A 14,262-nucleotide genomic window follows, 5' to 3' on the forward strand; every position below is an offset into this window, starting at 1 on the left:
ACACCACTCATCTCGGGAGGTTGCGATGGATGTACCCGCCGGACTCTGGATCGCCACGGTCGGGCTGGTCCTCGTCATGCTCACCGTCGACCTCGTCGGACATGTCCGCACCCCGCACGCACCGACCCTGCGCGAGGCAACGGCCTGGTCGGTGGCCTACGTCGGCATCGGACTGCTCTTCGGGCTGGTGGTGCTCTGGCAGGGCGGGGGCGAGTTCGCGATCCAGTACTACGCGGGCTTCCTCACCGAGAAGAGCTTGTCGGTCGACAACCTGTTCGTCTTCGTCCTCATCATGAACAGCTTCGCGGTTCCTCGGGTCTACCAGCAGAAGGTCCTGTTCATCGGGATCATCATCGCTCTGGTCCTGCGCACCGTCTTCATCTTCCTCGGTGCGGCGTTCGTCAGTGCCTTCGCCTGGATCTTCTACATCTTCGGCCTCTTCCTCCTGTGGACGGCGATCGCACAGCTGCGCGCCGCCGCGAAGCCGGAGGACGAGGAGTACCACGAGAACGGCATCACTCGGCTCACCCGGCGCGTCCTGCCGACCACCGAGACCTATGTCGAGGGGAAGATGATGGTGCGTGTGGACGGGCGCCTGATGATCACACCCATGCTGATCGTCATGGTGGCGATCGGCAGCGCGGACATCCTGTTCGCGGTCGACTCGATCCCGGCGATCTTCGGCATCACCCAAGAGGTCTTCCTGGTCTTCGCGGCCAACGCCTTCTCGCTGCTCGGCCTGCGACAGCTCTACTTCCTCGTGGGCGGACTGCTCGACCGTCTGGTCTACCTGCACTACGGGCTGGCGGCGATCCTGGCCTTCATCAGCGCCAAGCTGCTCATCCACGCCCTGCACGAGAACGAACTGGCCTTCATCAACGGTGGGGAACCGGTCCACGCGATTCCCGAGATCGCACCGGTGCCATCGCTCGTCGTCATCGTCGTCATCCTCGCCGTGACCACGGTCGCGAGCCTGGTGAAGTCCCGATCGGACCGCCGCACCATCGATGCGTGATGTCGTCGACCCAGCGCCAGGGCCGGATGGGTCACCTCCCGCTGGGCGACGCGTCCGGCAACGGCTCACCCGCGCGCGGACGGCCGAGCACGACGATGCTCGCCGTCACCACGAGCACCATGCCGACCAGCTGAGGCGCGGAGAGCACCTGGCCGAGCACGAGCAGGCCCGCCAGGGCGGCCGCCGCAGGCTCTAGGCTGAGCAGGACGCCGAAGGTCCCGGAGCGCAGACGGCGCAGCGCCAGCAGCTCCAGGCTGTAGGGCACGGCCGAGGAGAGCAGGGCGATCCCGAGCCCGCGCAGGAGGACGTCGGCCGACCACAGGTCCGTCCCGGCCGTGAGCAGACCGACCGGCAGCATGACCACCGCGCCGAGAGCCATGCAGATCGCGATGCCGTCGAGCCCGGCGAACCGTGCGCCGGTACGGCGGCTCAGGACGATATAGGCGGCCCAGCAGGCGCCGGCGGAGGCAGCCAGCAGGATGCCCACGAGGTCCAGCTCGGCCCAGGGGGTGGTCAGCGCCCCGGAGATGAGCGTCACGCCGAGCAGGGCCGCCAGCACCGCCGCGCCGTCGCGCACGCGTCGCGAGAGCACGGCCGCGAGGGCCAGCGGGCCCAGGAACTCGATGGTCACGGCCACCCCGATCGGCAGTCTGGCCAGCGAGCCGTAGAACGCGAGGTTCATGGTGGTGAGGGCCACGGCGAACAGCCCGACCACCGACCAGTCGGCGGCGCTGCGGCCCCGGAGCCGGGGCCGCACGAACAGCCACAGGACCGCGGTCGCCAGCACCAGGCGCAGCGTCACCGAGCCGACCACCCCGACGATCGGCAGCAGCGTGGCCGCCAGGGCCCCGCCGAACTGGACGGAGACGACCGCGAGGAGGACGAGGGCGACCGGGCGCCCGGCCAGGGAACGACCGGGGAGCGTCACCACCCGCGTTCGCGCCACTGCGGCAACGAGCCGCGCTCGGCGCCCAGGGTGGTGTTGTCCCCGTGGCCCGGGAGGACGAGGGCGTCGTCGTCGAAGACCGCGAAGACGCGGGCCTCCAGGTCGTCCATGAGGACGGTGAAGTCGTGCGCCGAGGTGGTCCTGCCCGGCCCGCCGGGGAAGAGGCTGTCCCCGGTGAAGAGCAGGGTCGTGGTGCGGTCCGCCGCGGTGCTGAGCGCGAGCGCGACCGAGCCGGGGGTGTGACCCCGCAGGTGCACGACGTCCAGGACCAGGTTCCCGACGCGCAGCGTGTCCCCGTCCCGGAGACGGTGGTCGACCGGCACCGGCAGGTCGTCGGCGTCGACCGCCCCGGCCAGGGTCGCCGCCCCCGTGCGCCGGACGAGCTCGGGGAGGGCCCGGTGGTGGTCCCAGTGCCGGTGCGTGGTGAGGACCTGCCCGAGCTCGTGGCCGCCCCGTCGGCCGTCCTCCTCGAGCAGGCGGACGATCCGCTCGACGTCGTCCGCGGCGTCCACCAGCAGGCGCTCGCCGGTCGCGGTGCAGGTGATGAGGTAGACGTTGTTGTCCATCTCGCTCACGCTGCACTTGCGCACGACGACCGATCCGAGGTCGTAGGTCCAGCTCGCGCCGCCGGGGGTGACGTGTCCGTGCAGGTCTTCGGGCTTCACGCGGCGAGTCTAGGCGGGCCGGCTCACACGGCCAGCGGCCGGTCCGTGGCCTTGATCGGTGAGGGCAGCGTGGTGGTCCCGGAGAGGTACCGGTCGACCGTGGCCGCACACGCGCGGCCCTCGGCGATCGCCCAGACGATGAGGGACTGCCCGCGGCCGCAGTCACCGGCGGCGAAGACCCCGGGCAGCGGGGTCGCGAAGGCGTCGTTGCGCTCGTAGGTGTTGCGCGCGGACCGGGGCAGCACCTCCTCCGGTGCCGCCTGGTCGTCCGGCCCGACGAAGCCCATCGCGAGGAGCACCAGCTCGGCCGGGATCTCCCGCTCGCTGCCCTCGGTCGGCACGAACCGGCCGTCGGTGAACCTGCCGTCCACCATGACCAGACCGCGCACCCGGCCCTCGTCGTCACCGAGTACCTCGACGGTGGACGCGCCGTAGGTGCGGTCCCCACCCTCCTCGTGGGCCTCGCTCACCTTGTAGAGCATGGGGTAGGTGGGCCAGGGCTGGTTCTTGGGCCGCTCCTGCGGCGGGGTCGGCATGATCTCCAGCTGCAGGACCGAGGCCGCCCCGTGCCGGTGCGCGGTCCCGAGGCAGTCGGCGCCGGTGTCGCCGCCGCCGATGATGACCACATGCTTGCCGCCGGCGTCGATCCCGCGCGGCCCGCCCAGCGCCTCCTTGTTGGCGGGCACGAGGAAGTCCATCGCCGGGTGGACGCCGTCCAGCTCGGCTCCCGGCACCTGCAGCATCCGGGGCACGGTCGACCCGGTCGCGAGGACGACGGCGTCGAAGCGCTCCCGGAGCTGGTCCAGGGACTCGTCGTCGGGGCCGTCACCCCCGATCGTCACGCCGGTGACGAACCGGATGCCCTCGGCGCGCAGCTGGACGAGGCGCCGGTCCAGGACCGACTTCTCCATCTTGAACTCCGGTATGCCGTAGCGCAGCAGCCCGCCGACCGCGTCGGAGCGCTCGTAGACGACGACCGTGTGGCCGGCCCGGCCCAGCTGCTGCGCGGCGGCCAGCCCGGCCGGCCCCGACCCGACCACGGCGACCGTCTTCCCGCTGAGCCACTCCGGCTCCTGGGGCGTGACGCGGCCGTTGGAGAACGCCCGGTCGATGATCGAGACCTCGATCTGCTTGATCGTCACCGGCGGCTGGTTGATGCCGAGCACGCAGGCGGTCTCGCACGGCGCGGGGCACAGCCGACCGGTGAACTCCGGGAAGTTGTTGGTCGCGTGCAGGCGCTCGATGGCCTCGGCGAAGTTGGCCCGCCGGGTCTGGTCGTTCCACTCCGGGATGAGGTTGCCGAGCGGGCACCCGGTGTGGCAGAAGGGGATGCCGCAGTCCATGCACCGGCTGGCCTGCCGCTGCAGGACCGAGGTCTCCTGCTCGCCGTGCACCTCCTCCCAGTCCATGATGCGCACGGGGACCGGCCGTGAGGGCCGGTTCTCCCGCTCGCGGTGGGTCAGGAAGCCTTTGGGGTCAGCCATGGGAGTCCTCCAGGATGAGCTGCCAAGCGTGGGGGCCGTTGGGGTCGTCGCCGCGTTCCTCCGCCTCCCGGCGGATGCGCAGCACGCTGGCGTACTGGCGCGGGGTGACGACGGTGAGCCGGAGAGCCCAGTCGGGGTCGTCCAGCAGCTCGCTGGCGACCGTGCTGCCGGTGAGCTCGGCGTGCTCCTCGAGCAGCGCTCGCACGTGGTCGACGTGCCCGGTCTCCGCCAGGGGGGCGAGGAGCAGGTCGCCGCCCGCCACGGCGAGCGGGTTGAGCGTGCCGCGGTCCAGGTCCAGGACGACGCCGGTGCCACCCGACATCCCCGCGCCGAGGTTGCGGCCGGTCCGGCCCAGGATGAGGGCCAGCCCACCGGTCATGTACTCCAGGGCGTGGTCGCCCACGCCCTCGACGACCGCGGTGGCTCCGGAGTTGCGGACGCAGAACCGCTCACCCACGACACCGCGCAGGTTGACCTGCCCGGACGTCGCTCCGTAGCAGATGACGTTGCCCGCGACGACCTGGTCGGTGGCGACGAAGGCCGACCCCTCCTCGGGCCGGACCACGATACGCCCCCCGGAGAGGCCCTTGCCGACGAAGTCGTTGGCGTCGCCGACGAGGCGCAGGGTGATCCCGCGGGGCAGGAACGCCCCGAGGGACTGCCCGGCCGAGCCGGTCAGCGTGAGGTCGATGGTGCCGTCCGGCAGCCCCTCCGGTCCTGCGGAGACCGTGACGTGGTGGCCCAGGAGGGTGCCCACCGTGCGGTTGACGTTGGTGATCGGGAACGAGCCCACCACCGGGGTGCCGTCGGCGAGCGCCGGGCCGGCCAGCTCCACGAGCTGGTTGTCCAGCGCCGCCTCCAGGCCGTGCTCCTGCGTGGTGGTGCAGTGGCGGGAGGCGCCCTCGGGCAGGTCGGTGAGGTGCAGCACGGGGGAGAGGTCCAGCCCGTCGGCCTTCCAGTGCTCGACGGCACGGGAGGTGTCCAGGAGGTCGCTGCGCCCGATGACCTCGTCCATCGAGCGGTACCCCAGGCTCGCGAGCAGCTCCCGCACCTGCTGGGCGATGAACTCGAAGAAGGTGACCACGAACTCGGCCTTGCCGGTGTAGCGCTCGCGCAGCTCGGGGTTCTGCGTGGCGATGCCCACGGGGCAGGTGTCGAGGTGGCAGACCCGCATCATGATGCACCCGGAGACCACGAGGGGCGCGGTGGCGAAGCCGTACTCCTCTGCGCCCAGGAGGGCCGCGACGAGGACGTCCCGCCCCGTCTTGAGCTGCCCGTCGCACTGGACCACGATGCGGTCTCGCAGCCCGTTGAGCAGCAGCGTCTGCTGGGTCTCCGCGAGGCCGAGCTCCCAGGGCGTGCCCGCGTGCTTGAGCGAGGTGAGCGGGCTGGCGCCGGTGCCCCCGTCGTGCCCCGAGATGAGCACGACGTCGGACTTCGCCTTCGACACGCCGGCGGCCACCGTCCCGACGCCGATCTGGCTCACCAGCTTGACGTGGATGCGCGCGCGGGGGTTGGCGTTCTTGAGGTCGTGGATGAGTTGCTTGATGTCCTCGATGGAGTAGATGTCGTGGTGCGGCGGCGGGGAGATGAGGCCCACGCCGGGGGTGGAGTGCCGGGTGCTCGCCACCCAGGGGTAGACCTTGCCCGGCGGCAGCTGTCCGCCCTCACCCGGCTTGGCACCCTGCGCCATCTTGATCTGGATGTCGTCGGCGTGCACGAGGTAGGGCGAGGTGACGCCGAAGCGTCCCGAGGCCACCTGCTTGATGGCCGAGCGCCGCTCGGGGTCCAGCAACCGCTCCACGTCCTCGCCGCCCTCGCCGGTGTTGGACTTGCCGCCCAGCCGGTTCATCGCGACGGCCAGCGTCTCGTGCGCCTCCTGGGAGATCGAGCCGTAGCTCATGGCCCCCGTGGCGAACCGCTTGACGATCGCGCTGACCGGCTCGACCTCCTCGACGTCGATCGGCTCCCGGTCCGGCTGCAGCCGGAACAGCCCCCGCAGGGTCATGAGGCTCGCGGACTGCTCGTCGACGAGGTCGGTGTAGCGGGTGAAGACGTCGTAGCGACCCTCCCGGGTGGCGTGCTGCAGCCGGAAGACCGCCTCCGGGCTGAAGAGGTGCGGGGGGCCCTCGCGACGCCACTGGTACTCCCCGCCGATGTCGAGCGCGCGGTGGTAGGGCGGGATGCCGGACAGCGGGTAGGCCACGGCGTGCCGGCGCGCCACCTCCTCGGCGATGACCCCCAGACCCACCCCGTCGATCTGGCTGGTCGTGCCGGTGAACCACCGGGTGACGACGTCCTGCGACAGGCCGACGGCCTCGAAGGTCTGGGCGCCGCGGTAGGAGGCGATCGTGGAGATGCCCATCTTGGACATGACCTTGAGGACACCCTTGCCCAGCGCCTTGATGAGGTTCCTGATGGCGACGTCCGGGTCGAGGCCGTCCAGCAGCTGGCCGGCCGAGCAGAGGTTCTCGACGGTCTCCATGGCCAGGTAGGGGTTGACCGCGGCCGCGCCGTAGGCGACGAGCAGCGCGACGTGGTGGGTCTCACGCACGTCGCCGGCCTCGACGAGGAGCCCGACCCGCGTCCGGGTGTTGTTGCGCACGAGGTGGTGGTGCACCGCGCTGGTGAGCAGCAGCGAGGGTATGGGCGCCCGCTCGCGGTCGGCGTGCCGGTCGGAGAGCACCACGAAAAAGGCCCCGCCGGCGATGGCCTCGTCGACCTCGGCGCAGATCTCCTCGAGCCGCTGCTCCAGGGCCGCAGCACCGCCGTCGACGCGGTAGAGCCCGCGGACGACCACGGCGTCCAGCCCGGGGTGCTCGCCGTCGGCGTTGATCCGGCGCAGCTTGGCGAGCTGGTCGTTGTCGATGACGGGGAAGGGCAGGACGACCTGCCGCGCGTGCGCGGGCGTCTCGTCGAGCAGGTTGGGCTCGGGACCGCTCGAGGCCTCCAGCGAGGTGACGATCTCCTCCCGGATCGCGTCCAGGGGCGGGTTGGTCACCTGTGCGAAGGCCTCGACGAAGTAGTCGAAGAGCAGCCGCGGTCGGTCGGACAGCACGGCGATCGGGGTGTCGGTGCCCATGGCGCCCAGCGGCTCGGCCCCGGCCTGGGCCATCGGGGCCAGGATGATCCGCAGCTCCTCCTCGGTGTAGCCGAAGATCTGCTGGCGCCGGGTCACGGACGCATGGGTGTGCCGCACGTGGACCTGCGTGGGCAGGGAGTCCATGTGCACCAGCTCCGCATCGAGCCACTCGCGGTAGGGCTGGCGTGCGGCCAAGTCCCGCTTCACCTCGGTGTCGTCCAGGATCTCCCCGCGGTCGAGGTCGACCAGGAACATCCGGCCCGGGGCGACCCGGCCCTTGCGCACCACGCGCTCGGGCGGGATCGGCAGCAGGCCCGACTCCGAACCGAGCACGACCAGCCCGTCGTCGGTGACCCAGTACCGGGAGGGGCGCAGCCCGTTCCGGTCGAGCACGGCCCCGACCTGGGTGCCGTCGGTGAACACCAGGTTGGCCGGCCCGTCCCACGGCTCCATGAGCATGGAGTGGAACTCGTAGAAGGCGCGGACGTCGGGGTCCATCGTCTCGTCGTTCTCCCAGGACTCCGGGATCATCATGAGGACGGCGTGGGGGAGGGAGCGCCCGCCGAGGCTCAGCAGCTCCAGCACCTCGTCGAAGGTCGCGGAGTCGCTGGCGTCGGGGGTGCAGATCGGCAACGCGTCCGCGAGGTCCCCGGGGAACAGCTCGCTGCGCAGCTCGGACTGGCGGGCCCTCATCCAGTTGCGGTTGCCCTTGACCGTGTTGATCTCGCCGTTGTGCGCGATGACCCGGTAGGGGTGCGCCAGGGGCCAGGACGGGAAGGTGTTGGTCGAGAAGCGGGAGTGGACGACCGCGAGGGCGCTCGTGAAGCGCTCGTCGGTGAGGTCCGGGAAGTAGGCGGGGAGCTGGTCGGTGGTGAGCATGCCCTTGTAGGTCATGGTCCGCGTCGAGAGGGACACGGGGTAGGCGGGCGTGCGCCGCTCGACCCGCTTGCGGGCCAGCCAGACGCGGCGCTCCAGCTCCAGACCGGACTCCTGCGGGGTCGCCTCGCCCGCGGCGACCACGAGCTGACGCATGACCGGCATGACCGAGAGCGCGGTCGGGCCGACCAGGCCGGGGTCGACCGGGACGTCGCGCCAGCCGAGCACCCGCAGTCCCGATCCCTCGACGATCTCCTCCACCTGCGCCGCGACCTCGTCGGTCTGCCCCTGCCCCGGCAGGAACACGATGCCCGCGGCGTACCGGCCGGGCTCCGGCAGCTCGAAGGGCAGCACCTCGCGCAGGAAGGCGTCGGGCAGCTGCGTGAGGATGCCGGCCCCGTCACCGGTGTTCTCCTCGCTGCCGACGGCACCACGGTGGTCCAGGTTGTGCAGCGCGGTGAGCGCCTGGGCGACGATGTCGTGGCGGGGGACCCCGTCCAGGGTGGCCACGAAGGCGACACCGCAGCTGTCGTGCTCGTGGGCACCGTCGTACAGACCCTGGGGCGCCGCCCCCGGGACGGGACGCAGGGCAGAGGAGGTCTGGTCGATCGACTCTGTCATGGGATCACCGGATTTCAGGACGGGGCGCGCCACCACGGGAGCGGCAGGCCGGAAGAACACGATCGGGGCGACGACGACCCGGCGAAGGTTTCATGCAGGGTTCAGCATACCTATGCAGTTGCCCTGGCGGAAAAGCCGTCGGAGGAGAGGTGTGTCGGTGCCGGGACCTACAGTGGTGGGGTGCCATCTTCCTCTCCCGCTCCCGCCGTGTCACGCGCTCGTCACGACCGTCTGGTCGTCCAGGGCGCGCGCGAGCACAACCTGCGCGACGTGTCGGTCGAGATCCCGCGCGACTCCCTCGTGGTGTTCACCGGGCTGTCGGGGTCGGGCAAGTCCTCGCTCGCCTTCGACACCATCTTCGCCGAGGGGCAGCGCCGCTACGTCGAGTCCCTGTCCGCCTACGCCCGGATGTTCCTGGGCCAGATGGACAAGCCCGACGTGGACTTCATCGAGGGTCTCTCACCGGCGGTCTCCATCGACCAGAAGTCGACCAACCGCAACCCGCGGTCCACCGTCGGCACCATCACCGAGGTCTACGACTACCTCCGCCTCCTCTTCGCGCGGGTGGGCCGGCCGCACTGCCCGGTCTGCGGGGAGCCGGTGGAGCGGCAGACCCCGCAGCAGGTGGTGGACCGTCTGCTGCAGCTGCCGACGGGGGTCCGCTACCAGCTCCTCGCCCCGGTGGTCCGGGGGCGCAAGGGCGAGTTCGTCGACCTGTTCGCCGAGCTGCAGTCCAAGGGCTTCGCCCGTGCCCGGGTCGACGGGGAGCTCGTGACCCTGACCGACCCGCCGACGCTGGAGAAGCAGAAGAAGCACAGCATCGACGTCGTCGTCGACCGCCTCGTCAGCAAGGCCGGTGACGGACCGGACCCCGGCACCCCCGACCGGGCCTACGCCCGCCGGCTCACCGACTCGGTGGAGACCGCCCTGTCGTTGGCCGGCGGCATCATGGTCGCGGAGTTCGTCGACGTCGCGGCCGACGATGCCGACGCCGGGAGCCGCCCGGCACCCGTGGACCAGGACGGCGAGGCCCTGCCGCGCGAACGCCGGTTCTCCGAGCGCATGGCCTGCCCCAACGACCACCCGCTGTCCATCGACGAGGTGGAGCCGCGCTCCTTCTCCTTCAACAGCCCGTTCGGCGCCTGCCCGGACTGCACCGGCATCGGCGTCGAGCTGGAGGTGGACCCCGAGCTGGTCGTGCGCGAGGACCTCAGCATCCTCGGTGGCGCGCTGGTGCCGTGGTCGACGGCCTCCGGGCTGAGCGACTACTTCCTCCGGGTGCTCGGGGGGCTGTCCGACGACCTGGGCTTCCGCCTGGACGTGCCCTGGAAGGAGCTGCCGGGCCGGGCCCGGGACGCCATCCTCGAGGGCTACCAGCACAAGGTGCACGTGCGCTACCGCAACCGGTTCGGCCGGGAGCGCAGCTACTCCACCGGCTTCGAGGGGGTGCTGCCCTACGTCAAGCGCAAGCACGCCGAGACCGAGTCGGAGAGCAGCCGGGAGCGCTACGAGGGCTACATGCGCGAGGTCCCGTGCCCGACCTGCCGGGGGGCCCGCCTCAAGCCGGAGATCCTCGCCATCCTCGTGGGGGGTCGGAGCATCGCCGAGGTCTGTGCCATGCCCCTCGACCAGTGCGCGGACTTCCTCTCCACGGTGGACTACACCGCCCGGGAGGCGGCCATCGCCGGCCAGGTCAGCCGGGAGATCGACGCCCGGCTCGGCTTCCTGCTGGACGTGGGTCTGGACTACCTCTCCCTCGACCGACCGGCGGGGACGCTCTCCGGCGGGGAGGCGCAGCGGATCCGGCTGGCGACGCAGATCGGCTCCGGCCTGGTCGGGGTGCTCTACGTCCTGGACGAGCCCAGCATCGGGTTGCACCAGCGGGACAACCACCGGCTCATCGAGACGCTGACGCGGCTGCGCGACCTCGGCAACACCCTCATCGTGGTCGAGCACGACGAGGACACCATCGCCACGGCGGACTGGGTGGTCGACATCGGTCCGGGGGCGGGCGAGCACGGCGGCCACGTCGTGCACAGCGGCTCCGTGGACGGGCTGCTCCAGCACCCGACCTCGTTGACCGGCCAGTACCTCTCCGGTCGCCAGGCCATCGAGACGCCCTCCGACCGCCGTCCGCAGGACGGACGACGCGTGGTGGTGCGGGGTGCCCGCGAGCACAACCTGCAGCAGGTCGACGTGGGCTTCCCGCTGGGCAACCTGGTCGCCGTGACCGGGGTCAGCGGGTCGGGCAAGTCGACCCTCGTCAACGACATCCTCTACCGCGTGCTCGCCAACCAGCTCAACGGCGCGCGTCACGTCCCCGGCCGCCACCGCAAGGTGGAGGGCCTGGACCACCTCGACAAGGTCGTGCACGTCGACCAGAGCCCGATCGGGCGGACGCCCCGCAGCAACCCGGCCACCTACACCGGGCTGTTCGACCACATCCGCAAGCTCTTCGCGACGACCACCGAGGCCAAGGTGCGCGGCTACCAGCCCGGGCGCTTCTCCTTCAACGTCAAGGGCGGGCGCTGCGAGGCGTGCTCCGGTGACGGCACGCTGAAGATCGAGATGAACTTCCTGCCCGACGTCTACGTGCCCTGCGAGGTGTGCCAGGGCAAGCGCTACAACCGGGAGACGCTGGAGGTGCACTTCAAGGGGCGCACCATCTCCGACGTGCTGGAGATGCCCATCGAGGAGGCCGCGGAGTTCTTCTCCGCGGTGCCGGTGCTGGCGCGCCACCTCACCACGCTGGTGCAGGTGGGGCTGGGCTACGTGCGTCTGGGGCAGCCCGCCACGACGTTGTCCGGGGGAGAGGCGCAGCGGGTCAAGCTCGCCGCCGAGCTGCAGAAGCGGTCCACGGGTCGCACCATCTACGTCCTGGACGAGCCGACCACCGGCCTGCACTTCGAGGACATCCGGCGCCTGCTCGGGGTGCTGCAGGGTCTGGTGGACAAGGGCAACACCGTCCTGGTCATCGAGCACAACCTCGACGTCATCAAGTCCGCCGACTGGGTCGTCGACCTCGGACCCGAGGGTGGCCGAGGGGGCGGGAAGGTGGTGGCCGAGGGCACACCCGAGCAGGTCGCCGGGGTCGCCGCGAGCCATACTGGTCGTTTCCTCGCACCCGTCCTCGGCCTGGATCGGAGGTCCAGCGCATGACCCGGACACCTCAGGAGCGCCACCCGGACGCGACCTGCTCGTCGGCCTGCGGGCGCGGGCCCGCCCGGCGTCGGCTGCTCGCCGCCGGCGGCGGGCTCGCGGTCGCCGGCTCGCTGGCCGCCTGCGGAGGCGGCCGGCAGGAGGCGGACCCGTCCGGCGCGGGCGAGGCGGAGCCGGCCGGTGGGGGGACCAGGGTGCCCCTGGCGGACGTCCCGGTCGGCGGCAGCCGCTACGTCGAGGACGCCGAGGTCGTGGTCGCCCAGCCCACGGAGGGTGAGGTCGTGGCCTACGACGCGACCTGCCCGCACCAGGGGTGCATGGTCTCCACCACGGGTGCGGACGGCACGCTCGTCTGTCCCTGCCACGGGAGCGCCTTCGCCCTGGCCGACGGTGCCGTCGTGCAGGGGCCGGCGACCGAGGGGCTGACCACCCTGACGTCCACGGTGGACGGCGCCGACGTCGTCATCAGTGGCTGACCCGCGCAGCTACCGGCCCCGGCCGGGGGAGATCCCCACGGACCCCGGGGTCTACCGGTTCCGCGACCAGCACGGCCGGGTCATCTACGTCGGCAAGGCACGGTCGCTGCGACCGCGCCTCTCGTCCTACTTCCAGGACCTCCGCGCGCTGCACCCGCGGACCGCGCAGATGGTCACCACCGGCGCGAGCGTGGAGTGGACGGTCGTCCGCAACGAGGTCGAGGCCCTGCAGCTGGAGTACTCCTGGATCAAGGAGTTCGACCCCCGGTTCAACGTCAAGTACCGCGACGACAAGTCCTACCCCTACCTCGCCGTCACCATGGGCGAGGAGTTCCCCCGGGCCCAGGTCATGCGCGGCCGGAAGCGCCCGGGTACCCGCTACTTCGGTCCCTACACCCACGCCTGGGCGATCCGGGAGACGATGGACACCCTGCTGCGCGTGTTCCCGGTCCGCACCTGCTCGGCCGGGGTCTTCCGGCGGGCCGAGCAGGTCGGGCGCCCCTGCCTCCTGGGCTACATCGACAAGTGCTCCGCGCCCTGCGTCGGTCGGGTCGACCCGGAGGAGCACCGCGCCATCGCCGAGGACTTCTGCGCCTTCATGGCCGGTGACAGCGCCCGCTTCGTGCGGGACCTCGAGGAGCGCATGCGGCAGGCGTCGGCCGACCTGGACTTCGAGACGGCCGCCCGGTTGCGGGACGACCTGGGCGCCCTGCGCAAGGCCCTCGAGCGCTCGGCGGTCGTGCTGTCGGACGCGACCGATGCGGACGTCTACGCCCTGGCCGAGGACGAGCTGGAGGTGGCGGTCCAGGTCTTCCACGTCCGCGGCGGCCGGATCAGGGGCCAGCGGGGCTGGGTGAGCGAGAAGGGGGCCGAGTCCACCCCCGAGGTGGTCGAGCACCTGCTCCAGCAGGTCTACGGCGCCGAGCGCGGCGAGGACGTGCCCCGGGAGGTCCTGGTCCCGATGCTGCCGGACGGGCACGAGGAGGTGCAGGAGTGGCTCACCGGGCTGCGCGGCGCCCGGGTGGGCGTGCGGGTGCCCCAGAGGGGGGACAAGCGCACCCTCATGCAGACCGTCGCGCGCAACGCCGAGCAGGCGCTGGCGCGGCACAAGGTGGCCCGCTCCGGGGACCTCACGCTGCGCTCGCAGGCGCTCCAGGAGCTGCAGGAGGTCCTCGAGCTGGACGACGCGCCCCTGCGGATCGAGTCCTTCGACATCAGCCACGTCCAGGGCAGCGACGTGGTCGGGTCCATGGTCGTCTTCGAGGACGGGCTGGCCCGCAAGGGTGAGTACCGCCGCTTCATCGTCCGGTCGGGCACCGGCGACGACACGGCCGCCATGCACGAGGTGCTCACCCGTCGCTTCCGGCACCTCGCCGCCGCGCCCACCCCCGGTGCCGACGAGGAGGGCAGGCCGACGAAGTTCGCCTACCCTCCCAACCTCGTGGTCGTGGACGGCGGGCGCCCGCAGGTCCGGGCCGCGCAGAGCGCCCTGGCCGAGGTGGGGGTCGCCGACGTCACCGTCATCGGCCTCGCCAAGCGCCTGGAGGAGGTGTGGAACGCCGACCAGGACTACCCGGTGGTGCTCCCGCGGACGAGCGAGGCGCTCTACCTCCTGCAGCGCGTGCGGGACGAGGCGCACCGCTTCGCCAACACCTTCCACCGGCAGCGACGCTCCCGCAGCATGACGACGAGCGCCCTGGACGGCATCCCCGGGCTCGGTCCTGCGCGCCAGCAGGCCCTGCTGCGCCACCTCGGCTCCGTCAAGGCGGTCCGTACCGCCAGCGTGGAGCAGCTCCAGGAGGTCCCGGGGGTCGGCCCGGCCCTGGCCGCCGTGGTGCACGAGCGGCTGTCCGGCGAGCAGCCCGCGCCTGCGGTTAACCTGAGCACGGGAGAGGTGCTCGAGTGACCCGGTGCCGTGCCGGACGGCTCTCCCCGCAC

At 71.7% G+C, this 14,262-nt stretch carries 8 protein-coding genes; 4 read left to right on the plus strand and 4 right to left on the minus strand.

Annotation, left to right across the window (positions count from 1 at the left end; all coding sequences use genetic code 11):
- Positions 1–25 precede the first annotated feature (25 nt).
- Complete coding sequence (locus tag AVL62_RS07495) at positions 26–1,015, plus strand: TerC family protein (protein WP_058891025.1); 990 nt, start codon at positions 26–28, stop codon at positions 1,013–1,015.
- Between the two features lie 31 nt (positions 1,016–1,046).
- Here the strand turns inward: AVL62_RS07495 and AVL62_RS07500 are convergent, their stop codons facing one another.
- The 4 genes from AVL62_RS07500 to gltB are packed head-to-tail and all read right to left on the minus strand — an operon-like array spanning position 1,047 to position 8,689.
- The gene (locus AVL62_RS07500; RefSeq protein ID WP_235585589.1) at positions 1,047–1,946 is read right to left on the minus strand and encodes an EamA family transporter; all 900 of its coding nucleotides are present in this window, start codon (positions 1,944–1,946) and stop codon (positions 1,047–1,049) included.
- Positions 1,940–2,626: an MBL fold metallo-hydrolase gene (locus tag AVL62_RS07505; protein WP_058891027.1), complete on the minus strand. Its 687-nt coding sequence runs from the start codon at positions 2,624–2,626 to the stop codon at positions 1,940–1,942. Before AVL62_RS07505 ends, AVL62_RS07500 begins: the two co-directional genes overlap by 7 nt.
- Before the next feature lie 23 nt (positions 2,627–2,649).
- Positions 2,650–4,110: a glutamate synthase subunit beta gene (locus AVL62_RS07510; RefSeq protein ID WP_058891028.1), complete on the minus strand. Its 1,461-nt coding sequence runs from the start codon at positions 4,108–4,110 to the stop codon at positions 2,650–2,652.
- On the minus strand, positions 4,103–8,689 hold the full coding sequence (gene gltB / locus AVL62_RS07515; RefSeq protein WP_201023228.1) for a glutamate synthase large subunit: 4,587 nt from the start codon (positions 8,687–8,689) through the stop codon (positions 4,103–4,105). The genes AVL62_RS07510 and gltB overlap by 8 nt, the downstream gene beginning before the upstream one ends.
- A 207-nt stretch (positions 8,690–8,896) precedes the next feature.
- Here gltB and uvrA point away from each other — a divergent pair, with 207 nt between their 5' ends.
- The 3 genes from uvrA to uvrC are packed head-to-tail and all read left to right on the plus strand — an operon-like array spanning position 8,897 to position 14,230.
- Complete coding sequence (uvrA, locus tag AVL62_RS07520) at positions 8,897–11,848, plus strand: excinuclease ABC subunit UvrA (protein ID WP_058891029.1); 2,952 nt, start codon at positions 8,897–8,899, stop codon at positions 11,846–11,848.
- The gene (locus AVL62_RS07525; protein ID WP_083518788.1) at positions 11,845–12,324 is read left to right on the plus strand and encodes a Rieske (2Fe-2S) protein; all 480 of its coding nucleotides are present in this window, start codon (positions 11,845–11,847) and stop codon (positions 12,322–12,324) included. The genes uvrA and AVL62_RS07525 overlap by 4 nt, the downstream gene beginning before the upstream one ends.
- Positions 12,317–14,230, plus strand: coding sequence for an excinuclease ABC subunit UvrC (gene uvrC / locus AVL62_RS07530; protein ID WP_058891030.1), 1,914 nt, complete (start codon positions 12,317–12,319; stop codon positions 14,228–14,230). The genes AVL62_RS07525 and uvrC overlap by 8 nt, the downstream gene beginning before the upstream one ends.
- Positions 14,231–14,262 lie beyond the last annotated feature (32 nt).

The organism is Serinicoccus chungangensis (assembly GCF_001483745.1).
GTDB classification, from domain to species: Bacteria; Actinomycetota; Actinomycetes; order Actinomycetales; family Dermatophilaceae; genus Ornithinicoccus; species Ornithinicoccus chungangensis_A.